Origin of the sequence: Noviherbaspirillum sp., from assembly GCF_036846085.1 — a bacterium.
Lineage (GTDB): Bacteria > Pseudomonadota > Gammaproteobacteria > Burkholderiales > Burkholderiaceae_D > Noviherbaspirillum.
The window spans coordinates 16,649-37,725 of sequence record NZ_DAIUCO010000016.1 but is presented as its reverse complement, the minus strand read 5'-3'; the positions used below and the strand labels follow the sequence as shown (position 1 = coordinate 37,725).

Below are 21,077 nucleotides of genomic sequence, written 5' to 3'. Positions count from 1 at the left end.
GTAGAGCGGCGTGGCGCCGAATTCGGTGATGTTGGCCAGCACCGGCACCTTCACCGCGTCGGCGAAAGTCTTGTACATGTCCAGTTGCGTGATCGCTTCCGGGAACACCATGTCGGCGCCAGCCTCCACGCAGGCGATCGCCCGGTCCAGCGCGGCGTCGATGCCTTCCACCGCGAGCGCATCGGTGCGCGCCATGATGACGAAATCCTCATCGGTGCGGGCATCGACCGCCGCCTTGATGCGGTCGACCATTTCCTGCTTGCTGACGATTTCCTTGTTGGGCCGGTGGCCGCAGCGCTTGGCGCCGACCTGGTCTTCGATGTGCATTGCGGCGGCACCGAACTTGATCATGGATTTCACGGTGCGGGCGACATTGAAGGCGGATGAACCGAACCCGGTGTCCACATCCACCAGCAGCGGCAGGTCGCAGACATCGGTGATGCGGCGTACGTCGGTGAGCACGTCGTCCAGGTTGGAAATTCCCAGGTCCGGCAGGCCCAGCGATCCGGCAGCCACGCCGCCGCCGGAAAGATAAATCGCCTTGAAGCCGGCGCGTTTGGCGAGCAAGGCATGATTGGCGTTGATGGCGCCGACAACCTGCAGTGGGGATTCTTCCTTGACGGCTTGCCGGAATGCGGCGCCAGCGGATGGGAGGGGCATAGTGTTTCCTTGAAGGCGAGTGTTTCAGTGTTTCGGACGGATTCCCTATTGCAATCGGCGTGCCATTCCGGAAGCAGTTTCTAACGACTTTGCCTCGGCAATATAATCTTTTTAGATTCAAAGACTTATGCAACCACTTTCGATTGCCCCTGCATTACGGACGTGAAGTAGAACCAATTGACGTTTCATGCTGTGTTACATTTCATTTTCTGAAACGTCTATGAAACGCCATTTGAAACATGCGTCGTCCTTCCCTTCCCCATACCGATCCTGTCGACAAGCCGATTTTCTGGACAGTCTCCATTTCCCGCTTGTCGGACCTTTTCCGCGACATCACGCTGGAATTCGATGACCGGGCGCTGATCGAGCCTATCCATCTCGGCTTCGAGGAAGCGGTGCGCAACATCCGGGAGCGGCTTGCCACGGAGCATTGTGATGCGGTCATCGCCGCCGGATCGAACGCGGCATATCTGAAGAGCCGCCTGTCGCTGCCGGTGGTGATTGCCAAGGCAAGCGGTTTCGACGTCATGCAGGCGCTTGCCCGCGCCCGCAAGATCAGCCCGGAAATCGGCCTGGTAAGCTACCAGGAAACCATGCCGGAACTGGTCGAGTTCCAGGCCGCCTTCGGACTCAAGACAGTGCAGCGGACCTACGTCACCGAAGAGGATGCACGTGCCCAGATCAACGAACTCAAGGCGGCCGGCATCAAGGTGGTGGTCGGCGCTGGTCTCGTGACCGATCTTGCGGAGGAAGCGGGACTGGCAGGCGTATTCGTCTATTCCGCCGCATCGATACGCCAGGCCTTCGACGATGCGCTGGAGATCGCCCGCTTCACCCGCCTGGAAACCGGCTCGGGGCGGCCGCGGGCCGGCGATACATTGCGCGCCAAGCACGGGCTGAACGACCTGCGCGGCGAATCCCCGGCGATGGAAGCGGTACGGCAGTCGATCACCTTGTTCGCCAAGTCGCCGGCCAGCGTGCTGATCCAGGGCGAGACCGGCACCGGCAAGGAACTCGCGGCCCAGGCGATTCACCGAGAAAGCGCCCGCGCGCGCCAACCCTTCGTGGCGATCAATTGCGGCGCGGTAGCCGAATCGCTGCTGGAGTCGGAATTGTTCGGCTACGAGGAAGGCGCGTTTACCGGCTCCCGCCGGGGCGGCCATGCCGGGCTGTTTGAAGCGGCCCATCGCGGCACCCTGTTTCTCGACGAGATCGGAGAAATGCCCTTGGCCTTGCAGACCCGCTTGCTGCGGGTGCTGGAAGAGCGCGAAGTGGTGCGCGTCGGCGGCACGCGCCCCATTCCGGTGCATGCGCGCATCATTAGCGCCACCCATTGCGATCTCGATGAACGGGTACGCGACGGCCGCTTCCGCCGCGACCTGTTTTACCGCCTTGCGGTGCTGCGCGTCACGCTGCCTCCGCTGCGGGAGCGCAGCGAGGATCTTGCAACCTTGGCCGAGTGGAGCCTGAAGAATGCGCTGGCGGCGCTCGGTGCGCGGCCGCACGCCAATTTGCATGCGGAAATCCTTGCGTGCGCCCCGCTACTGGCTTCGTACGCATGGCCGGGAAATGTACGGGAGTTGCGGAACCTGATGGAACGGGCGGCACTGTTTCTGGCAGCGGAGCCCTTGCAGGCGCTGACACCGGCATTCATTGAGCGGATTGCGCCGGAACTTGGTGGGAAGCTTAAGGTTGCGGCACAGCCGAGGGCGGTAGAAGCGCCGCAGGATATTGAAGAGGTGCTTGCGCGATTCAACGGAAACCGGGAAGCGGCTGCGAAACATCTCGGAATCAGCCGCACGACGTTGTGGAGGAAGTTGAAGGGGTGAATGTGGCGGTTGGAAGGTCAACCTATACATGACTCACAACCGCAATGCTCCTTCCCCCTTTCAGGGGGGTGTAGCAGGGGTTTCGAACGGCATGCCGTTTGCCTGCGGAACGGATTGCGTGTAAGCGCAATCCTCTTGGTTGGGATGGGGCGGCCCGCGTAGGGTAGTGAGGTCGAACTCGCACATGCGTTTGCTCGACCTCACCACCCCCACCCTAGCCCTCCCCCTAGAAGGGGGAGGGAACCCGCTGGATGGCAACGACAAGTCAGCCTGTATCAGCAATCGCCGCCAAAACAGCGACTAAACCAAGATCAGCAATTGCCGCCAAAACAGCGACCAAACCAAGAACAACACCCCGCTCAGACAAACGGCTCCCCCAACCCCTCCGCATCGAACGCCGCCTTCACCGCAGGCCGCGCCAGCATCGTCTGCTGGAACCGCGACAAACGCGGCCGGTTGCGCGCCGGGTTGTCCATCATGCGGGTCCAGCGCGACAACATAAACAGGTACGGATCAGCCGCGCTGAAGCGTTCGCCAAGCAGATAGCCGCCGCCCCGCTTCGCCAGATGCTCTTCGATCAAATCAAGCATCGCGCCCACCCGCGCTTCCGCATGCGTCTTTACCTGCGCAGTCGCCGCAGCATCGTCGGTGAGCCGGTGCGGATAGAAATAGGTGATCAGTTCGGCGTGCAAAGTGTTGGCCAGGTAGAACAGCCATTTATAGAATTCCGCCCGTTCATTAGTGCCGACCGCCGGTGCGAAGCCCGCCCCGGGATGGCGGTCGACCAGGTGGAGGCAGATGGCGGCTGTTTCGTACAACACCAGGTCGCCATCGATAAGTGTCGGTATGCGGCCATTCGGGTTCAGCTTCAGATATTCAGGCCGCAGATGCCCGCCGCCGGGCTGATCGACGAGCACCAGTTCATGGGGAACGCCTAGTTCTTTCAGCAACATGTGTGGCGCGAGGTTCGCACTGCCAGGATTGTAGTAGAGCCGATACATCGTTTTCCCCTATCATGGTCGTTTTAAGGCCCCATTATGCAAAAATCCGAAGCATCCCGCCCCGACACACCCTGCGTCGCCGTCTGCTCCACCACCTTCGATGACGTTTGCCGCGGGTGCGGACGCACCGTCGACGAGGTCGCCAACTGGGTGTTCATGACCGACGAGGAAAAGGAAAAAGTATGGGTCCGGATCACTGCCGAAGGTTATCCGCGGCGCAATACCTGACCTGACCCGCTGTCCGGCGTCCCGATTTCCTGCTAAAGCTGATGCCCGATCAGCGACATGGACCGTTCGAGAAGTTTTTCCGTCCATGGCCGAGCCCGCCACATCTCCAGGGTAATACGTTTGCTGCGGGCCAGATCATTTTCGAAAACGCGCGTCATCTCTTCCGCGAAGCCATTGTCGTAGATATTCAGGTTTGCCTCATCGTTCAGGCGGAAGGAGCGGTTGTCGAAATTCGTAGATCCGGTCGATACGAGGAATCCGTCGACGATCATGATCTTGCAGTGAAACATGGTGTGCTGGTATTCGTGGATCTCGACGCCGGCTTCCAGCAATTCGCCCCAGCGCGCACGGGATGCGCGCCGCACCACCGCCGTATCGATATGCTCGCCGGGCAGGATGACCTTCACTTTGACGCCGCGCCTTGCCGCAGCCGTCAGCGCCCTGATCGCCAACTCGTCCGGCACAAAATAGGAATTCGACAGCAATATGCTTTGCCCTGCCGAGGCGATCGACAACAGATACATGAGGTGCATGCTCTCGCTGCCGCCGGTCGGGGAGCTGCTGAACATCTGTGCCGGCATCTTGCCGCCATCAGGGGTTCTCGGGAAATAATCGGCGGAGTGCACCACCCTGCCGGTCGCCTTCATCCAGTTGTCCATGAACACCGCCTGAAGCTGGAGGGCGGCGGGACCTTCGATCCGGAAATGCGAGTCGCGCCAGTGCGCGCTGTCCTGCGCATTGCCGGTCCACTGATCCGCGATGCCCACGCCGCCGGTGAACCCCACCTGCCCGTCGATAACCAGAAGTTTGCGATGCGTGCGATTGTTCATGCGGGTCAGGTGCGTCCATGACGGCTTGTGGTACCGCTCGACTTCGACGCCGGCGCTCTTCAGCGAATCGATCAATGCCTGGTCGACTTTCGCGCTGCCGACCCAGTCAAGCAGCACATGCACCTTCACACCCGCTCTCGCCCGCTCCTGCAAGGCGTCGGCAAATGTCTGGCCGATCTTGCCCGACCAGTAGATGTAGGTCTCGAACGTGATCGTTTTTCGGGCGGAGCGAATGGCGTCGAGCATGGCCGGAAATATCCGGTCCCCATTCTCGAGATGCTCAACATGGTTTCCCTCGATGATCGTCGGCCCGAGCAGCACCCCCATCGAGCGCAGATATTGCGGATCGCGCACGGTGTAAAGGCTGGTTACCTCGCTTTCGATATGCTTTTCGCCTTCCGTGAGGTTCGCCGCAAGCAATGTCAGGAGAAGCGTCAAGGCAATCGCGATACCGATGTGCAGATAGTTCACAGGATGTTTCAAGCGGGACGAGCGTTCATGCAAGTCTTGACCTCATTGGTGGTTTGTCGGTACACAGGCGATGAAATCCGTTCTTCAGATCGTATGCGCCTGAACGACGGCCACATTGCGTTGGGTAAAACTTTATGTCCGGCAGGAGACGGAAAGCAAAACCGCCCGTCCGGAATGCATCCGGACGGGCGGTGATCAGGGGCGGGGCTCGGTTTAGGTGACCAAGGTGATTAACGACAGGAGAAGGCCGGCATCACCTTCATGCATCGTCGCTGGCGCCATCAATGCCGAGTTCATGGATTTTCCGGGTGATCGTGTTGCGACCGATACCGAGGCGGACGGCTGCATCGTTCTTGCGGCCATGGGTGTGCTTGAGCGCCGTCTTGATCAGGGCGGATTCGAACTGGCGTCCGAGTGCGTCCATCACTTCCGGCTGGCCGGCCGACAGCAGCTGTGCCGCCTCCGATTCGAGAAGGCTGATCCAGCTCGGCTTGTGCTCGCCGCTGCCGTTCATGCCCGAAGCCGGAACCGGTGACGCCGGCAGCATGCCGCTTGCCGGCCCTGCCATCGACGGCGATTCCGGCATGGCCGAAAACGATGTCGTCTGCGCAGCGCCCGCCGATGCGGACATCGAGGTCATGCTTTCCTTGCCATGCGTCAGATCCTGCGGCAGGTCCTTCACTTCCACTGTCTGACCGGGCGCCATGACGGTGATCCAGTTGCACAGGTTTTCAAGCTGCCGCACATTGCCCGGCAAATCCAGGCTGGAGAGGAACTGCATCGCCGCATCGGACATGCGCTTGGCTTCCACGCCGAGCTGCTTGGCGCTCTGCGCCAGGAAGTGGCGCGTGAGCAGCGGAATATCTTCGCGCCGTGCGCGCAGGCTCGGCAGCCGCAGCCGGATCACATTCAGCCGGTGGTACAAGTCTTCACGGAACAAGCCTTCCCGTACGCGATGCTCCAGGTTCTGGTGGGTGGCGGCGATGACGCGCACATTCGCTTTCAGCGGTTGATGGCCGCCGACCCGATAGAAATGGCCGTCGGACAGCACCCGCAGCAGGCGGGTCTGAAGATCGAACGGCATGTCGCCGATCTCGTCGAGGAACAGCGTGCCGTTTTCCGCCTGCTCGAAGCGGCCGCGTCGCGTGGCCTGTGCGCCGGTGAATGCGCCGCGCTCATGGCCGAACAGTTCGGATTCCAGCAAATCCTTCGGTATCGCGGCGGTATTCAATGCGATGTAGGGCTGCGTGGCACGCGGACTATGCTTGTGCAGCGCGCGCGCAACCAGTTCCTTGCCGCTGCCGGATTCACCGGTGATGAGAACGGTCACATTCGATTGGGAAAGGCGGCCGATCGCACGGAACACGTCCTGCATCGCAGGCGCCTGCCCCAGTATCTCCGGCGTTTCTGCGGATACTTGCTCGACGTCCGCCTCGCGCAGGCTTTCCTCAAGCGCGCGGCGGATAAGTTCCACCGCCTTGTCGACGTCGAAGGGCTTGGCAAGATATTCGAATGCGCCGCCCTGGAAGGCCGCCACGGCGGAGTCGAGATCGGAAAACGCGGTGATGATGATGACCGGCAGGCCCGGATGTTTCGCCTTTACCGCCTGCAGCAGTTCGAGGCCCGATTCACCGGGCATGCGGATATCGGAGACCAGCACCTGCGGCGTACTATTTTGGAGCGCGTCTATCGCATCGCGTGCATTCGAGAAGCTCTTGGTCGCGAGGTTTTCGCGGGCCAGCGCTTTTTCGAGTACCCAGCGAATCGATTCATCGTCGTCAACAATCCAGATTGGTTTCATGTATGTACTCGTTCGCTCCGATGGTTACCGCCTCGTTGTTCAAGGCAGCGGAATCAATATCCTGAAGTCGGTGCATCCCGGACGGCTCTCGCATTCGATCACACCCATGTGCTGTTGCACGAAGGTTTGCGCAAGCGTCAGCCCGAGTCCGCTTCCGCCGTCGCGCCCCGATACGAGCGGATAGAAAATGCGGTCTTGAATCTCGGCCGGGATGCCCGGTCCGTTATCGATGATATGCAAGTCTAATGCCAGCCTGTAACGCACTTTTGCGAGCGTCACCTGTCTTGCAATACGCGTGCGCAGCGTGAGCATTGCGTCGCCATGCTCGATGCGTTCGGACAGCGCCTGCGCGGCATTGTGCGCAATGTTGAGCACTGCCTGGATCAGCTGTTCCTTGTCGCCCCGGAATTCCGGCACCGACAAATCGTAATCGCGCTTGATCGTCAGACCATTGGGGAATTCGGCAACCATCAGGCTGCGCACCCGTTCGCATACCTCGTGAATGTTGACGTCGCCGACGATATGCGGCCGACGGTGCGGCGCAAGCAGGCGATCCACCAGGGTTTGCAGGCGATCCGCTTCCTTGATGATGACTTGTGTGTATTCGCGCAGCTCCTTCAGATGACGCTCCGGCAGCTCCAGTTCCAGCAACTGCGCCGCCCCGCGTATGCCGCCGAGCGGATTCTTGATTTCATGCGCGAGATTACGGATCAGTTCCTTGTTTGCCTGGCTCTGGTCGAGAAGGCGTTCTTCGCGATCCAGCTTGAGCTGCTGCACGTTTTCGCGCAGCTCGATGAGTACCGGCGTTTCCCTGCTGTCGAGTGCCGTGACCACGACATGCACCTGCAGGGGCTCGCGGCCGGCACGTTCGAGCGTGAGGTCAAGACGCTTGTCGGCGAATTCATGGCGCACCGCTTCATTGAACACTTCCGCCAGGTTCTCGCCGTTCAGGAACAACTCATCGAGCTTGCGCCTGACAAGCGCTTTAAAAGATGTTTCGAGCAGATGTTCGGCGGCGGCGTTGGCATAGGTGACGCGGCTGGCTGCATCGAGAATGATGACGGCCGATGAAAGCAGGTCGAGGCCGTCGAGCGAAGGGAGAGTTGTTTTCACGGGTTCGGAAAAAGTAAAGGCCGCATGACGCGGCCTTGTTTAAGCAAGCGTTGTACCACTTTACTTGATGTTGGCCAGCTCCCGTTTCAGCGCCTCGATATTTTTTTCGGTACGTCCGATATCGTCTTTCATCATGCCGACGCGCTCCTGGTATTTTGCGTAGTTGCGTTCGTCGCCACGACGCTCTGGCTCGCCGTTGTTGAATTCCTTTTTCAGGTTTGCAAGCTTCTGTTCCTCTGTCCGCACTTCATCCATCAGGATCTGCTTGCGGTCGCTGTCGCGCGCCTTTTGGGTATCGGAGTCCACTTTCGGAAAATCGGAAGGCGTCGACGCCGATGTGGTCTTGACGGCAGCGGTCTGCACGACGGCCTTCTTGGACGGGGGCGGCGCCGGGACCATTGTCAGGCTGGGAAGGTCGATCCTCTTGCAGCCTTTGGTTTCGCCAGTATTCTTGTACTCCTTCTTTCCGGTGCCGTCGACGCACAGGAACACATCCGTTTGGGCGTGCGCGCTGCCCATTGCCGCCGCGAGCGCAAACATCGCAAAGAGTTGTGATTTCATAATCTTTCTTCAAGGAAACTGGTTTGACGCCTATCAGTTTAGGACAACTGGCCGGGCAATACAAACAATGAACACAGGAATGTCTTCCAAGGCAACAGTTTTTTGAGGCCTTATGCCGACAGGCTATGTCTTTCCAACGAAAAAGCGGGAAGGCTCTTCGCCTTCCCGCTTCTAAATCACGCCAGATCCGTTTTTGGATTACAGCGAGTAATACATATCGAATTCAATAGGATGCGTTGTCATGCGGAAGCGTTGCACTTCCTGCATCTTCAGTTCGATATAGGCGTCGATCATGGTGTCGCTGAACACACCGCCGCGTGTCAGGAATTCGCGATCCTTGTCGAGGTACTCCAGCGCCTGGTCGAGCGACGAGCAAACGGTCGGGATCTTCGCATCTTCTTCCGGCGGCAGGTGGTACAGGTCTTTCGACGCTGCTTCGCCTGGATGGATCTTGTTCTGGACACCGTCCAGGCCGGCCATCAGCAGCGCTGCGAAACCGAGGTACGGATTCATCAGCGGATCCGGGAAGCGTGCTTCGACACGGCGGCCCTTCGGATTGGCAACGTGCGGAATACGGATCGATGCGGAGCGGTTACGTGCCGAATAAGCCAGTTTGACCGGCGCTTCGAAGCCCGGAACCAGACGCTTGTACGAGTTGGTGCCCGGGTTGGTGATCGCATTCAGCGCGCGCGCGTGCTTGATGATGCCGCCGATGTAGAACAGCGCGAATTCGGACAGGCCGGCGTAGCCGTCGCCTGCGAACAGGTTCTGGCCGTCTTTCCAGACCGACTGGTGCACGTGCATGCCGGAACCGTTGTCGCCGACGATTGGCTTCGGCATGAAAGTCGCGGTTTTGCCGTAGGTGTGCGCGACATTCCAGATCACGTACTTCATGTTCTGCGTCCAGTCGGCGCGCTCGACCAGGGTCGAGAACTTGGTGCCCAGCTCATTCTGGCCGGCGCCCGCGACTTCGTGGTGATGCACTTCGACCGGGATACCCATGGCTTCGAGGATCAGGGACATTTCCGAACGCATGTCCTGGAAGCTGTCGACCGGAGGAACCGGGAAGTAGCCGCCCTTGACCGTCGGACGGTGGCCGGTGTTGCCGCCTTCCAGCTTTTCGCCGGTGGTCCAGGACGCTTCTTCGGAATCGATCTTCACGAAGCAGCCGGACATGTCGATCTTCCAGCGCACGCTGTCGAAGATGAAGAATTCAGGTTCCGGGCCGAAGTAGGCGGTGTCGCCCAGGCCGGAGGACTTCAGGTAGGCTTCAGCGCGCTTGGCGATGGAGCGCGGGTCGCGGTCATAGCCCTTGCCGTCGGAAGGTTCGATGACGTCGCACTGCATGAACATCGTGGTCTCTTCCATGAAGGGATCGATGTTGGCCGTGCTCGGGTCAGGCATCAGCAGCATGTCGGATGCTTCGATACCCTTCCAGCCGGCGATCGACGAGCCGTCGAAAGCATGGCCGGAATCGAACTTGTCCATGCCGAACTGAGAAACAGGAACGGTTACGTGCTGCTCCTTGCCCCGGGTGTCAGCAAAGCGAAAATCAACGAATTTGACTTCGTTTTCTTTCGCCATCTTCAAGACCTCTGCGGCCGTCTTTGCCATGCGAATCTCCTAAAAATTTGCAAAGTGATGTAGTACGTTGATGTGATGCCTGATATTGCGAATCGGTTGTGAGCGCGCCGGGCACGTAGTATGTTGTACAGTTCGCGGCACCGGCGAGGTTGCGGTCAGAACTCAGCGGCAGATGATAGCAGATTCCATGCCATTGCCTTGCGTTTGGACAAATCGGGTGCACCGCCATAATGCAGCCAAGATAGCGACAATAGTGTGCAATTAAAATCTTTTGAGCAATTTCGGCATTCGCTCGAATCTCACCATTTAGGTGCAAATAACAAGTTATGCACTTACTTAGTGCGCCCACTCCTTGCAAACCTATTTTTTGCACCATTTGTGTGCAATCTGGTTTTTAGAACATTTCCTGATTACATTCACGATGACACCTTCCGACATTCTTGCTGTTGCCCGCCAACGCGGACAAGCCGGCCAAACCCCATATGCAGGCGCTGTTACACCCAAGGAAGCTTATCTGCTACTACAGCAGCAGCCTGACGTGATGATCGTCGATGTCCGTACGGACGCCGAGCGTGACTGGGTCGGTCGCGTGGCGGTGCCGGAAACCCAGCATGTCGCGGTCCAGTGGAACCTGTACCCGGGGGGCAAACCTAATCCTGACTTCCTGCCGCAACTGGCGCAGGCGGCGACCAAAGACCAGGTGTTGTTGTTCCTGTGCCGTTCCGGTGTCCGTTCCCGCCATGCCGCGAAGCTCGCCACCGAACATGGCTACGCCCACTGCTTCGACATCCTGGAGGGATTCGAGGGCGACAAGGATAGTGAAGGTCACCGGAAAACCGTCGGCGGATGGTGCAAGGCCGGATTACCGTGGACGGGCGCCTGAAAACCGGATCAGGCCGCTTCCGATTTCATCAGCCACAGGATCCGCTTGCGAACAAAGTTGATATGGCTGCGCAGCCCATACAGTTCTTCGGCGAACGATAGCGGGATCGAGATACGGTTCACGCGCTCTTCGATGTCGTTCAGCCGCGCAAGCTGTTCCGGATAGACCTGTGACTTCTTCCCGGCAGGCACGTCCTCAATGGACTGCTCGACCGCCCGCAGCTGGCCGTACCACCGGTACACCCTTGAACGCACCTTCCAGACGTAAAGCGGAGGCACGATGCGCGACAGCGGCAGGATCAGCGCGCCGAAGGCCACGACCAGCACCCACATGCGGTCGAAGAAATTGGCAAGCCAGAATGGCAGGTAACGCTGCAGGAACGGCGGACCGTCCTTGTAGAATTTCTGCGCAACCGGCGATACCGGTATCTCGGTGTAATCGGCGTTCGGAAATTCGTTCTTGCGACTGAACCAGCTCCCGCCGCCATGGATTCGCGACGCAGACTGCACGAAGAGATCGATCAGCGACGGATGCAGATCTTCCCGGGCCACCAGCGTCGCCGTCGGCGCGATCAGCCGATAGTCGCGTGGCGGCATGTCGCGGCCGAGATCGACGATCCCGCGCGGCAGCACGACGTGCGAAAGAAACGGAAAGCGGCGGGTGTAGGCTTCCGCCTGTGCAAAGTCGAACAACCGGATTCCTGGCGTCTGCAACAGCATCTGGATCAGCACCGCATCGGGCGCAGAGCTGAATACCAGGGCGTCGATCCGTCCTTCCAGGAGTTCGACCGTCGCCGGGGTGTTCTCAAGCGCACCAAGCGTCAGGTCTTTCGGCTCGAGGCCATTCACCGCCAGCAGGTTTTTGAACAAACCCGGCACGCCGGTGCCTTCCGGCCCCACATTGATTTTCAAGCCTTTGAATTGCTTCAGTTCCGCCAGGTCTTTTTTCCCGCGATAAAACAGCCAGATCGGTTCGGTGAACAGGCTGCCCAGCGACACCAGGCCGGTGCGTTCGGCCTCCGCATGCTCGGTCGAACCGCTCTGCACGAACGCAATGTCAATGTTGGAGTCCGGGTCTTTCAGGCGCTGCAGGTTTTCATGGGAACCCAACGATGGCTGCAGTGATACCGTAATGCCGAACTTTGACAATGCGTCAGCATATCGCTTGCCGAATGCCTCATAGGCGCCGTTCTCCTGCCCGGTTGACATGGTCACGCGCGAAGGAGGAGACGGATCGACCAGCCAATAGGCAAGCAGGCATAACGCAACAATCGCGAACGCCGTTGGGGCAGCCGCCACGATAAAGTCCGGCAGGGAAAATCGGGTGAACTTGAGGATCTTGGGCATGCGTGGCCTGAGGTTTTTCATGGGCCACACCATGCCAAGAAACAAGACACTATGCAAGGGGCTTGCGCCGACCCCTTCGCTGCATGCATCGTTCGCGTTGCAAGATCGTCAGTATCAAGACAAGTGCATCTGGATGCAGGCAGGGCTCAGCGTATGCCGAAGCGGTTGGGCGAAGCTTGCGTCACCACGTAATGCGGCGCTCGACGGCGTCGCGTCAATGTCCGCTCATCGTCGGAAAGGAAATTTTCGGCAACCGCAAACCACTCTTCGACCGAAAGTACACGTTGCGCAAGCGGGAACAGCTCGCTTTCCTCCCTGGCCAGCCTTATGCTCATTTTGTGGCAATACTGTTCAAGGGAGCTGTGTGTTTCCATCAGTTGTTCGCGATCGGCGACCCGGCGTCCGACCGCATCGCCGGCGGAGCGCAACAGCATTGATGCGGAACTGCTCAACAGGTCCAGTTCGGCAAGCAGGTCGTCGGCGGCATGCGTTACCGCCTTGATTGCCGGAACGAGGTATCGCTCCACCTTGCGCGCATGGCACAGCATATCGAAATGCGTCACTTGCTCGAAGATTGCGTTCAATGCGGGCAGGTCGATCTGCTGCAAATTCTTGCGAAGAGACTGGAGGCTTTGCTGGACTTTGCGGAGAATGCGCTGGATGGCGCTTTGTTCATTTGAAATGGCGATCAGGGAATAAGTTGCTGTCAACATCGTTACTCCTTGAATGCGTGAAATGCGGATACGCCAGGTTGGTCCACGCCAAAAACCTCTGTGGGAACGGCGGAGCCGAAGGAAGAAAAGCCGGGATAAAAACTGTTGCGTGAGTATAGGGTGCGGCACCTGTTGGCGTTTGATCTACATCAAATGCCAATGGCCAGAACACCGTTTGTCGATGCCGCGCTGCGATGATGCATCACTATCGAAACACGCGACGACAGAAAGCGTTGATCATATTGAAAGGACCCTGGACGGGTCCTTTTTTTCGCAACATCAATCCAGCTTCGCCGCATGCTCCCGTGTCGCATGGAACACCAGTTTCGGCCACCGTTCCTGGGTAAGCTTCAAATTCACGCCGGAGGTCGCGAGATACGCCATATTGCCGGCGGCATCATAGGCAATATTGCTGCCCGCTGAGGATTTTTCAAAATCGGCAAGCGTTTTCTTGTCATCGCAGGAAATCCAGCGGGCACTGCTGATGCTGGTCCCCTCGAATACTGCATCGACGCCATACTCATTCATTAATCGGCTGGCGACGACTTCAAACTGCAGCACGCCGACGGCGCCAAGCACCAGGTCGCCGCTGTGGACCGGCTTGAATACCTGCACCGCGCCTTCCTCTCCCAGCTGTTGCAAGCCTTTGTGCAACTGCTTGATCTTCAGCGGATTGCGAATCCGTACGGAGCGGAAGAAATCAGGCGCGAAGTAGGGAATGCCGGTGAACTGCAGCAGTTCGCCTTCGGAGAAGCTGTCGCCGATCTGCATGTTGCCGTGGTTCGGCAATCCGATGATGTCGCCGGCATACGCCTCCTCGACCTGTTCGCGGCTGGATGCCATGAAGGTGACGACGCTCGACACCTTGATTTCCCGATTCAGGCGCAGATGCTTGATCTTCATGCCGCGCTCGAACCGACCCGAACAAACGCGCAGGAACGCGATGCGATCCCGGTGCGCCGGGTCCATATTGGCCTGGATCTTGAACACGAAACCCGAGAACGGCGCTTCGGTCGGCTCTACCGACCTGACCGTGGCATCGCGATGACGCGGGGCCGGCGCCCAGTCGAGCAACGCATTGAGGATTTCGCGCACGCCGAAATTGTTGATCGCGGAACCGAAGAACACCGGCGTCTGCGTACCGGCAAGAAAAGCCTCCAGGTCGAAAGGATGCGAGGCGCCATGCACCAGTTCGACTTCCATCTTCAGTTGCTCGATTTCAAGCGGGAACATCGCCGTCAGGCGTGGGTTATCGATGCCCTTGATGACTTCGAACTCCTGGTCGGCACGCTCTTCACCGGCCTTGAACAGCAGGATTTCGTCACGCAGGAGATGATAGACACCGCGGAAATTCTTGCCCATGCCGATCGGCCAGGTGACCGGGGCGCACTGGATCTTCAGCACCGATTCGACCTCATCGAGCAGTTCAAGCGGATCACGGGTTTCGCGGTCCATCTTGTTCATGAACGTCAGGATCGGCGTCGCACGCATCCGGCAGACGTTCAGCAGCTTGATGGTCTGCTCCTCGACACCCTTCGCGGCATCAATCACCATCAGCGCCGAATCGACGGCGGTCAGCACGCGATACGTGTCTTCGGAAAAGTCCTGGTGTCCCGGCGTGTCGAGAAGGTTGACGACATGGTCGCGGTACTCGAACTGCATGACCGAGCTCGCCACGGAGATGCCGCGCTGCTTTTCGATTTCCATCCAGTCGGACGTCGCATGGCGACCGCTCTTGCGCGCCTTCACCGTGCCGGCCAGCTGGATCGCGCCTGAAAACAGCAGCAACTTCTCGGTCAAGGTGGTTTTACCGGCATCCGGGTGGGAAATGATGCCGAAAGTCCGGCGGCGCGCAACTTCGCGTGCGATCAGTTCTGTCGGCGCCTTGCGCGGTTCGGATATCGCGCCGCCGGTTGCGGAGGTATCGGTCAATGAGAGTTCGTCAGCGGGAGCCATGATGCAACTGCAAGAAATAAATGTGATTCGGCGATTCAGTTCGACGTCGGATGTCGCTGAACCCTGTGGCTTGAAAGCCTGATATCAAGCCTGGATAAAATGTTCGCGGTAGTAGCGCAGTTCTTCAATCGATTCCATGATGTCGGCCAGCGCCGTATGCTTCTGGTGCTTCTTGAAACCGCTGGCCACCTCGGGCTTCCAGCGTTTGCACAATTCCTTCAATGTTGACACGTCGAGATTGCGATAGTGAAAGAAGGCTTCCAGCTTCGGCATGCCGCGCACCATGAAACGACGGTCCTGGCAGATGGAATTGCCGCACATTGGCGACTTTCCAGACGGCACGTATTTTTTCAGGAACTGGATTAGCTCCGCCTCGGCGTCAGCCTCTGAAACGGTGGATGCTTTTACACGCTCGATCAGGCCCGAACGTCCGTGTGTTCCCTTGTTCCACGCATCCATGCCATCAAGGATTTCATCCGGTTGATGGATAGCAAAAACAGGGCCTTCTGCAAGTACGTTGAGCTGGGAATCAGTGACCACTACCGCAACCTCGATGATGCGGTCGGTGTCCGGCTCCAATCCTGTCATTTCCATATCGACCCAGACGAGATTGAATTCATTCGGGCGAATTACTTCCGGTGTAGCGGGGTTGGGGGTATCTGATTCAATCGCTTGTGACATAATTGTTTTCCTCGGTAAGCCGCCATTTTCTCACAGGCATAGCATGTCTTCACTTGCGTTTTCGATTTTGTTCGTTACTTTTCTCGCCATCACGCTGGCCGTGCGGTTCTGGTTGGGTTCCCGCCATATCCGTCATGTGCTGGCGCATCGCGGGCAGGTGCCTCCCGAATTTGCCGGAACGATTCCATTGCATGCGCACCAGAAAGCCGCGGACTATACGGTCGCAAAAACCAAGTTCAGCCTTTTCATGCTGCTGGTGAATGCAGCGGTACTGATCGGGTTCACGCTGCTTGGCGGCCTGCAGTGGCTGTCGGTTGCGATCTTCAACCTGGCCGGTTCCGGCATGACGTACCAGCTCGGCCTGCTCGCGGCATTCGCCGTGATATCAGGCCTGATCGATCTGCCCTTCGACTACTACAAGCAGTTCGTGCTCGAGGCAAGGTTCGGCTTCAACAAGATGACGCTCGGCCTGTTCCTGACCGATCTTGTCAAAGGCGCGCTGCTCGGCACCGCCATCGGCCTGCCGCTGATCTGGATCATCCTGACCCTGATGGAGAAGTCCGGCGCACTGTGGTGGTTGTATACATGGATGGTCTGGAGCGGCTTCCAGTTGCTGATGCTCGTCCTGTTTCCCACCGTGATCGCGCCGCTGTTCAACAAATTCACGCCGCTGCAGGACGAGAACCTGCGCGCGCGGATCGAAGGCCTCATGAAGCGCGTCGGATTCGCCTCCCAGGGATTGTTCGTGATGGACGGCTCGAAGCGCAGCGCGCACGGCAATGCGTACTTCTCCGGTTTCGGCGCGGCCAAGCGCATCGTGTTCTTCGATACGCTGCTGTCGCGCCTGGCACCGAACGAGATCGAAGCGGTGCTGGCGCATGAGCTCGGTCATTTCAAGCTCAAGCACATCATCAAGCGCATCGCCGTGATGTTCACCGTATCGCTCGGCCTTCTTGCATTGCTCGGCTATCTCAAAACCCAATCCTGGTTCTTCACCGGACTGGGTGTCGATCCGGTGCATATGCCGGCGAATGACGCCATGGCCCTGATTCTGTTCATGCTGACGCTGCCGGTCTTCACTTTCCTGTTCTCGCCGCTATCCTCGATCACCTCGCGCAAGCATGAGTTCGAGGCGGATGCGTTCGCAGCCCAGTACACCAACCCGCAGGACCTGGTGTCCGCCCTCGTGAAACTGTACGAGGACAATGCGTCGACCCTTACGCCGGACCCGCTCCATTCCGCTTTTTATGACTCGCATCCACCCGCGAGCGTCCGGATCAACCAATTGCTTGCCAGCCGCTAAGGAGATGCCATGGTAACCACGAATGAACTCCTGCAGAAGCGCTGCCGTCACCTCGAAGACGGCCTGACCGAAGCCGACATCGGCGCCTACCTCAAGGCCGTGGAGGGATGGAAGCTGACGGACGGGAAAATCGCCAAGACATTTTCCTTTGGAAATTATTACGAAACACTGGCGTTTGTGAATGCAATCGCCTACATGATCCATGCGGAAGATCATCATCCCGAATTGCTCGTCACTTACAACCGCTGCATAGTGAAATTTGATACCCATTCCGTCAATGGCGGGCGCGGAGGAATTTCCGAAAACGATTTCATCTGCGCGGCAAAGGTCGACGCGATCCGCCAGCAAGCGGCTGCCTGACGCATGCTTTCCGGTACCGTCATTGCCGCCCATGGCCGCCACTATGTAGTCCAGACCAATACCGCCAAGTTGCAGTGCGTTACCCGTGGCAAGAAAAGCGATGTCGCTGTTGGCGATATCGTCAATCTGAAGCTAACGTCGGCAAACCAGGGCGTCATCGAGTCGGTCCAGGAACGCAGCACCCTGCTCTACCGGTCGGACCAGTACAAATCCAAGATACTGGCGGCGAACGTCACCCAACTGTTCATCGTGGTCGCGACCGAGCCCAGCTTTTCCGATGATCTTGTTTCCCGTTCACTGGTTGCTGCGGATGCGGCCGGTATCCGTGCACACATCATTCTCAACAAAATCGATGTCACCGCATCGCTGGAAAAGGCCCGCGAACGTCTCGGACTGTATTCCGGTCTCGGCTACCCTGTACACCAGGTCTCGGCCAAAGGCGACCCGGACGGGACATGCGCCACCCTCGGTCCATTGCTCGCCGGCCAGTCCAGCATCCTGATCGGCCAATCCGGCATGGGCAAGTCCTCGCTGATCAACCTGCTTGTTCCCGACGCGGACATCGCCACACGCGAAATTTCGGCAGCCCTTGATACCGGCAAGCACACTACCACCTTCACTCGCCTTTACCGCCCGTCGGCGGACACTGCCATCATCGACTCCCCCGGCTTCCAGGAATTCGGCCTGTACCACTTGAGCGAGGGCATGCTGGAGCGGGCCTTCCCCGAATTTGCACCGCATCTCGGCAATTGCAAGTTCTACAACTGTCATCACCTGAACGAACCTGCCTGCGCGGTATTGTCCGCCGTGGAACATGGCCGTATCGCATCGATGCGCCATGACCTGTACCGGCAACTGGTGCATGAAGCGTCGCAGACGCTCTATTGACACCGGTTCGGCGGGTTATCTTTTTGACAGAATTTCCCTTATAATTGAACGGCTTACAAACTTGCTTACACACTTCGGCGGCGCGCCTGGCCGCCGTTTTCATTTATGGCGATCAAACACTTCCTGCAGTTTTCTGACTTTACGCTTGATGAATTCGAGTACGTGATCGAACGCGCCCGAATCATCAAACGCAAATTCAAGAATTACGAAACACATCATCCGCTGCTGGATCGCACGCTGGTGATGGTGTTCGAGAAAAATTCAACGCGCACGAGGCTGTCATTCGAAGCCGGAATGCACCAGCTGGGCGGTGCGGCCATCTATCTGAATACCCGCGACAGCCAGCTCGGCCGCGGCGAGCCGGTGGAAGACGCGGCGCAGGTCATGTCCCGCATGTGTGACATCATCATGATCCGCACCTTCGGGCAGGAAATCATCGAACGCTTCGCCGCCCATTCGCGCGTGCCGGTGATCAACGGCCTGACCAACGAGCACCACCCCTGCCAGGTGCTTGCCGATATCTTTACCTTCATCGAGCACCGTGGCTCCATTACCGGCAAAACCGTTGCCTGGATTGGCGATGCCAACAACATGCTGTATTCATGGCTGCAGGCGGCAGAGGTTTTCGGCTTCCATCTGAATGTATCGACACCGGCCGGCTACGACATCGACCCGGCACTGGTGTCGGCGACGAACAAGAACTACACCGTATTTCCCAATCCGTCCGATGCATGTGCCGGCGCCCATTTGGTCACCACGGACGTTTGGACCAGCATGGGATATGAAGAGGAAAATGCGGCGCGCCTGCGTGCGTTTGACGGCTGGATCGTCGATTCGGCGAAGATGCAGCGTGCGCAGCCGGATGCGCTGTTCATGCATTGCCTGCCGGCGCATCGCGGTGAGGAAGTGGCGGCCGACGTCATCGACGGGCCGCAGTCCGTGGTGTGGGATGAAGCCGAAAACCGCCTGCATGTACAGAAGGCATTGCTCGAATACCTGCTGCTCGGACGGCTGGCGTGACAATGCATACCTGATCATTTCCCCCTGTCGATTCCCGACCAGTTCCTCATTTCCGATTCCCTATTCACCACCTCAGTACGCGAAGCAGAAATCATGTCAACCATACTCCAGTCCGTTCCCGTCAATCAAAAAGTGGGCATCGCCTTTTCCGGCGGGCTCGACACCAGCGCAGCACTGCACTGGATGCGCCAGAAAGGCGCGATTCCCTATGCATACACCGCGAATCTGGGTCAGCCGGATGAAGCCGACTACAACGCCATCCCGGCGAAGGCGAAGCTGTATGGGGCCGAACAGGCGCGACTGATCGACTGCCGCGAGCAACTGGTTGCGGAAGGCATCGCCGCGCTGCAAAGCGGCGCCTTTCACATTTCCACCGCCGGCGTCACCTATTTCAACACGACACCTCTGGGCCGCGCCGTCACCGGCACGATGCTGGTCGCCGCGATGCAGGAAGACCAGGTCGATATCTGGGGCGACGGCAGCACCTTCAAAGGCAACGACATCGAGCGTTTTTATCGCTACGGTCTGCTGGTGAATCCTGCACTACGCATCTACAAGCCCTGGCTGGACGACCGTTTCATCCAGGAGCTCGGCGGCCGCAAGGAAATGTCGGAGTTCATGATCAAGTCCGGCTTCGACTACAAGATGTCGGTCGAGAAAGCTTACTCGACCGACTCCAACATGCTTGGCGCGACGCATGAAGCGAAAGACCTCGAGCACCTGAACAGCGGCATGAAGATCGTCGAGCCGATCATGGGCGTCGCCTTCTGGCGCGACGACGTCGAGGTCAAGCGCGAGGAAGTCAGCATCCGCTTCGAGGAAGGGCGTCCGGTCGCGCTGAACGGCATCGTGTTCTCCAACATGGTCGACCTGATGATGGAAGCGAACCGTATCGGCGGCCGCCACGGACTCGGCATGAGCGACCAGATCGAGAACCGCATCATCGAAGCAAAGAGCCGCGGCATCTATGAGGCCCCCGGCCTGGCGCTGTTGTTCATCGCCTACGAACGGCTGATCACCGGCATCCATAACGAAGACACCATCGAGCAGTATCGCGACAACGGCCGCAAGCTGGGACGCCTGCTGTACCAGGGCCGCTGGTTCGATCCACAGGCGATCATGCTGCGCGAAGCGGCGCAGCGCTGGGTTGCCAGTGCGATCACCGGAGAGGTCACGCTGGAACTGCGGCGCGGCAACGATTACTCGATCCTGAATACCGAATCGGCCAACCTGACCTACCAGCCGGAACGCCTGACGATGGAAAAAGGCGAAGGCGCGTTCACGCCGCAGGACCGCATCGGCCAACTGACCATGCGCAACCTGGATATTACCGACACCCGCGCAAAGCTCGGCGTCTATGGCAAGGCCGGCTTGCTGACCGCGAATCCGTCGGTTGCGCTGCCGCGCCTGAGCAAGGACAGCGACAAGTAATCCATTCCGATTCAACAAACGAAAACACACCATGACAACTCAATTCGACAATGTTTCCGTCGTCAAGAAGGCAAACATCTACTTCGACGGCAAATGCGTCTCCCACACCGTCGTATTCGCGGACGGCACGAAAAAAACCATCGGCGTGATCTTTCCATCGTCATTGACCTTCAACACCGGCGCGCCGGAAATCATGGAGCTGAATGCGGGACAATGCCGGATTCGCCTGAAGGGTGAACAGGAATGGAAAACCTACGAAGGCGGACAAAGCTTTAACGTGCCGGGCAATTCCAGCTTCGACATCGAAACAGTGCAGACGCTGGACTACGTCTGTCATTTCGTCTCGGAATAGATCGATCTGGTGAGATTCGAGGATTGGTGTACTGAGGCAAGGTCCGGTAGAGGTGCGGACGCATAT

20 protein-coding genes are annotated in these 21,077 nt (G+C 58.6%); 9 read left to right on the top strand and 11 right to left on the bottom strand.

The genetic code is table 11. The features are described 5' to 3' along the window. The coding region (gene prpB / locus V7080_RS03445) for a methylisocitrate lyase (RefSeq protein ID WP_334187000.1) at positions 1 to 660 on the bottom strand (660 nt) is incomplete at its 3' end. 239 nt (positions 661 to 899) lie between these two features. Here prpB and prpR point away from each other — a divergent pair. After that, entirely contained in the window at positions 900 to 2,489 is a 1,590-nt protein-coding gene (prpR, locus tag V7080_RS03440) for a propionate catabolism operon regulatory protein PrpR (protein WP_334186999.1), read from the top strand. Between the two features lie 359 nt (positions 2,490 to 2,848). Here prpR and V7080_RS03435 read toward each other — a convergent pair whose 3' ends face one another. Then, the gene (locus V7080_RS03435; RefSeq protein ID WP_334186998.1) at positions 2,849 to 3,490 is read right to left on the bottom strand and encodes a glutathione S-transferase family protein; all 642 of its coding nucleotides are present in this window, start codon (positions 3,488 to 3,490) and stop codon (positions 2,849 to 2,851) included. Positions 3,491 to 3,526: 36 nt separating this feature from the next. On the opposite strand from V7080_RS03435, the gene V7080_RS03430 reads away from it, so the two are divergent. Beyond that, on the top strand, positions 3,527 to 3,718 hold the full coding sequence (locus V7080_RS03430) for a DUF1289 domain-containing protein (protein ID WP_334186997.1): 192 nt from the start codon (positions 3,527 to 3,529) through the stop codon (positions 3,716 to 3,718). Positions 3,719 to 3,750: 32 nt separating this feature from the next. On the opposite strand, the gene cls is transcribed toward V7080_RS03430, so the two are convergent. The 5 genes from cls to glnA form a co-directional block, all read right to left on the bottom strand. Next, the gene (cls, locus tag V7080_RS03425; RefSeq protein ID WP_334186996.1) at positions 3,751 to 5,019 is read right to left on the bottom strand and encodes a cardiolipin synthase; all 1,269 of its coding nucleotides are present in this window, start codon (positions 5,017 to 5,019) and stop codon (positions 3,751 to 3,753) included. A gap of 259 nt (positions 5,020 to 5,278) precedes the next feature. Continuing rightward, the gene (gene ntrC, locus V7080_RS03420; protein WP_334186995.1) at positions 5,279 to 6,820 is read right to left on the bottom strand and encodes a nitrogen regulation protein NR(I); all 1,542 of its coding nucleotides are present in this window, start codon (positions 6,818 to 6,820) and stop codon (positions 5,279 to 5,281) included. Between the two features lie 39 nt (positions 6,821 to 6,859). Next, positions 6,860 to 7,933: a nitrogen regulation protein NR(II) gene (glnL, locus tag V7080_RS03415; RefSeq protein WP_334186994.1), complete on the bottom strand. Its 1,074-nt coding sequence runs from the start codon at positions 7,931 to 7,933 to the stop codon at positions 6,860 to 6,862. Positions 7,934 to 7,993: 60 nt separating this feature from the next. Continuing rightward, the gene (locus tag V7080_RS03410) at positions 7,994 to 8,494 is read right to left on the bottom strand and encodes a DUF4124 domain-containing protein (RefSeq protein ID WP_334186993.1); all 501 of its coding nucleotides are present in this window, start codon (positions 8,492 to 8,494) and stop codon (positions 7,994 to 7,996) included. Between the two features lie 198 nt (positions 8,495 to 8,692). Then, on the bottom strand, positions 8,693 to 10,108 hold the full coding sequence (gene glnA / locus V7080_RS03405; RefSeq protein ID WP_334186992.1) for a type I glutamate--ammonia ligase: 1,416 nt from the start codon (positions 10,106 to 10,108) through the stop codon (positions 8,693 to 8,695). 391 nt (positions 10,109 to 10,499) lie between these two features. Here glnA and V7080_RS03400 point away from each other — a divergent pair, with 391 nt between their 5' ends. Further along, on the top strand, positions 10,500 to 10,961 hold the full coding sequence (locus tag V7080_RS03400) for a rhodanese-like domain-containing protein (RefSeq protein ID WP_334186991.1): 462 nt from the start codon (positions 10,500 to 10,502) through the stop codon (positions 10,959 to 10,961). 8 nt (positions 10,962 to 10,969) lie between these two features. Here the strand turns inward: V7080_RS03400 and V7080_RS03395 are convergent, their stop codons facing one another. From V7080_RS03395 to orn, 4 genes are all read right to left on the bottom strand, one after another. Beyond that, positions 10,970 to 12,328, bottom strand: coding sequence for a TAXI family TRAP transporter solute-binding subunit (locus V7080_RS03395; RefSeq protein WP_442947172.1), 1,359 nt, complete (start codon positions 12,326 to 12,328; stop codon positions 10,970 to 10,972). Positions 12,329 to 12,453: 125 nt separating this feature from the next. Continuing rightward, positions 12,454 to 13,020 carry a hypothetical protein gene (locus V7080_RS03390; RefSeq protein WP_334186990.1) on the bottom strand — a complete coding sequence of 189 codons (567 nt, stop codon included), beginning with the start codon at positions 13,018 to 13,020 and terminating at the stop codon, positions 12,454 to 12,456. 279 nt (positions 13,021 to 13,299) lie between these two features. After that, positions 13,300 to 14,976: a peptide chain release factor 3 gene (locus V7080_RS03385; protein WP_334186989.1), complete on the bottom strand. Its 1,677-nt coding sequence runs from the start codon at positions 14,974 to 14,976 to the stop codon at positions 13,300 to 13,302. An 84-nt stretch (positions 14,977 to 15,060) separates the two neighbouring features. Beyond that, positions 15,061 to 15,657, bottom strand: coding sequence for an oligoribonuclease (orn, locus tag V7080_RS03380; RefSeq protein ID WP_334186988.1), 597 nt, complete (start codon positions 15,655 to 15,657; stop codon positions 15,061 to 15,063). 43 nt (positions 15,658 to 15,700) lie between these two features. On the opposite strand from orn, the gene V7080_RS03375 reads away from it, so the two are divergent. The 6 genes from V7080_RS03375 (at position 15,701) to ppnP (ending at position 21,011) form a co-directional block, all read left to right on the top strand. After that, positions 15,701 to 16,960, top strand: coding sequence for a M48 family metallopeptidase (locus tag V7080_RS03375; RefSeq protein ID WP_334186987.1), 1,260 nt, complete (start codon positions 15,701 to 15,703; stop codon positions 16,958 to 16,960). A gap of 9 nt (positions 16,961 to 16,969) precedes the next feature. Then, complete coding sequence (locus tag V7080_RS03370; RefSeq protein WP_334186986.1) at positions 16,970 to 17,320, top strand: 4a-hydroxytetrahydrobiopterin dehydratase; 351 nt, start codon at positions 16,970 to 16,972, stop codon at positions 17,318 to 17,320. A gap of 3 nt (positions 17,321 to 17,323) precedes the next feature. After that, the gene (gene rsgA / locus V7080_RS03365) at positions 17,324 to 18,208 is read left to right on the top strand and encodes a ribosome small subunit-dependent GTPase A (protein ID WP_334186985.1); all 885 of its coding nucleotides are present in this window, start codon (positions 17,324 to 17,326) and stop codon (positions 18,206 to 18,208) included. Positions 18,209 to 18,313: 105 nt separating this feature from the next. Continuing rightward, positions 18,314 to 19,228, top strand: coding sequence for an ornithine carbamoyltransferase (gene argF, locus V7080_RS03360; RefSeq protein WP_334186984.1), 915 nt, complete (start codon positions 18,314 to 18,316; stop codon positions 19,226 to 19,228). A gap of 93 nt (positions 19,229 to 19,321) precedes the next feature. Beyond that, positions 19,322 to 20,659 carry an argininosuccinate synthase gene (argG, locus tag V7080_RS03355; RefSeq protein ID WP_334186983.1) on the top strand — a complete coding sequence of 446 codons (1,338 nt, stop codon included), beginning with the start codon at positions 19,322 to 19,324 and terminating at the stop codon, positions 20,657 to 20,659. 31 nt (positions 20,660 to 20,690) lie between these two features. Further along, entirely contained in the window at positions 20,691 to 21,011 is a 321-nt protein-coding gene (ppnP, locus tag V7080_RS03350; RefSeq protein WP_334186982.1) for a pyrimidine/purine nucleoside phosphorylase, read from the top strand. The last annotated feature ends 66 nt before the right edge of the window (positions 21,012 to 21,077 follow it).

Coding starts and splice junctions, on each gene's coding strand:
- V7080_RS03385 (WP_334186989.1), bottom strand. CDS start 14,976: ATGGCTCCCGCTGACGAACTCTCATTGACCGATACCTCCGCAACCGGC.
- prpR (WP_334186999.1), top strand. CDS start 900: ATGCGTCGTCCTTCCCTTCCCCATACCGATCCTGTCGACAAGCCGATT.
- V7080_RS03395 (WP_442947172.1), bottom strand. CDS start 12,328: ATGAAAAACCTCAGGCCACGCATGCCCAAGATCCTCAAGTTCACCCGA.
- V7080_RS03435 (WP_334186998.1), bottom strand. CDS start 3,490: ATGTATCGGCTCTACTACAATCCTGGCAGTGCGAACCTCGCGCCACAC.
- V7080_RS03370 (WP_334186986.1), top strand. CDS start 16,970: ATGGTAACCACGAATGAACTCCTGCAGAAGCGCTGCCGTCACCTCGAA.
- rsgA (WP_334186985.1), top strand. CDS start 17,324: ATGCTTTCCGGTACCGTCATTGCCGCCCATGGCCGCCACTATGTAGTC.
- V7080_RS03390 (WP_334186990.1), bottom strand. CDS start 13,020: ATGTTGACAGCAACTTATTCCCTGATCGCCATTTCAAATGAACAAAGC.
- ppnP (WP_334186982.1), top strand. CDS start 20,691: ATGACAACTCAATTCGACAATGTTTCCGTCGTCAAGAAGGCAAACATC.
- orn (WP_334186988.1), bottom strand. CDS start 15,657: ATGTCACAAGCGATTGAATCAGATACCCCCAACCCCGCTACACCGGAA.
- V7080_RS03375 (WP_334186987.1), top strand. CDS start 15,701: ATGTCTTCACTTGCGTTTTCGATTTTGTTCGTTACTTTTCTCGCCATC.
- argG (WP_334186983.1), top strand. CDS start 19,322: ATGTCAACCATACTCCAGTCCGTTCCCGTCAATCAAAAAGTGGGCATC.
- V7080_RS03400 (WP_334186991.1), top strand. CDS start 10,500: ATGACACCTTCCGACATTCTTGCTGTTGCCCGCCAACGCGGACAAGCC.
- ntrC (WP_334186995.1), bottom strand. CDS start 6,820: ATGAAACCAATCTGGATTGTTGACGACGATGAATCGATTCGCTGGGTA.
- V7080_RS03430 (WP_334186997.1), top strand. CDS start 3,527: ATGCAAAAATCCGAAGCATCCCGCCCCGACACACCCTGCGTCGCCGTC.
- glnA (WP_334186992.1), bottom strand. CDS start 10,108: ATGGCAAAGACGGCCGCAGAGGTCTTGAAGATGGCGAAAGAAAACGAA.
- argF (WP_334186984.1), top strand. CDS start 18,314: ATGGCGATCAAACACTTCCTGCAGTTTTCTGACTTTACGCTTGATGAA.
- V7080_RS03410 (WP_334186993.1), bottom strand. CDS start 8,494: ATGAAATCACAACTCTTTGCGATGTTTGCGCTCGCGGCGGCAATGGGC.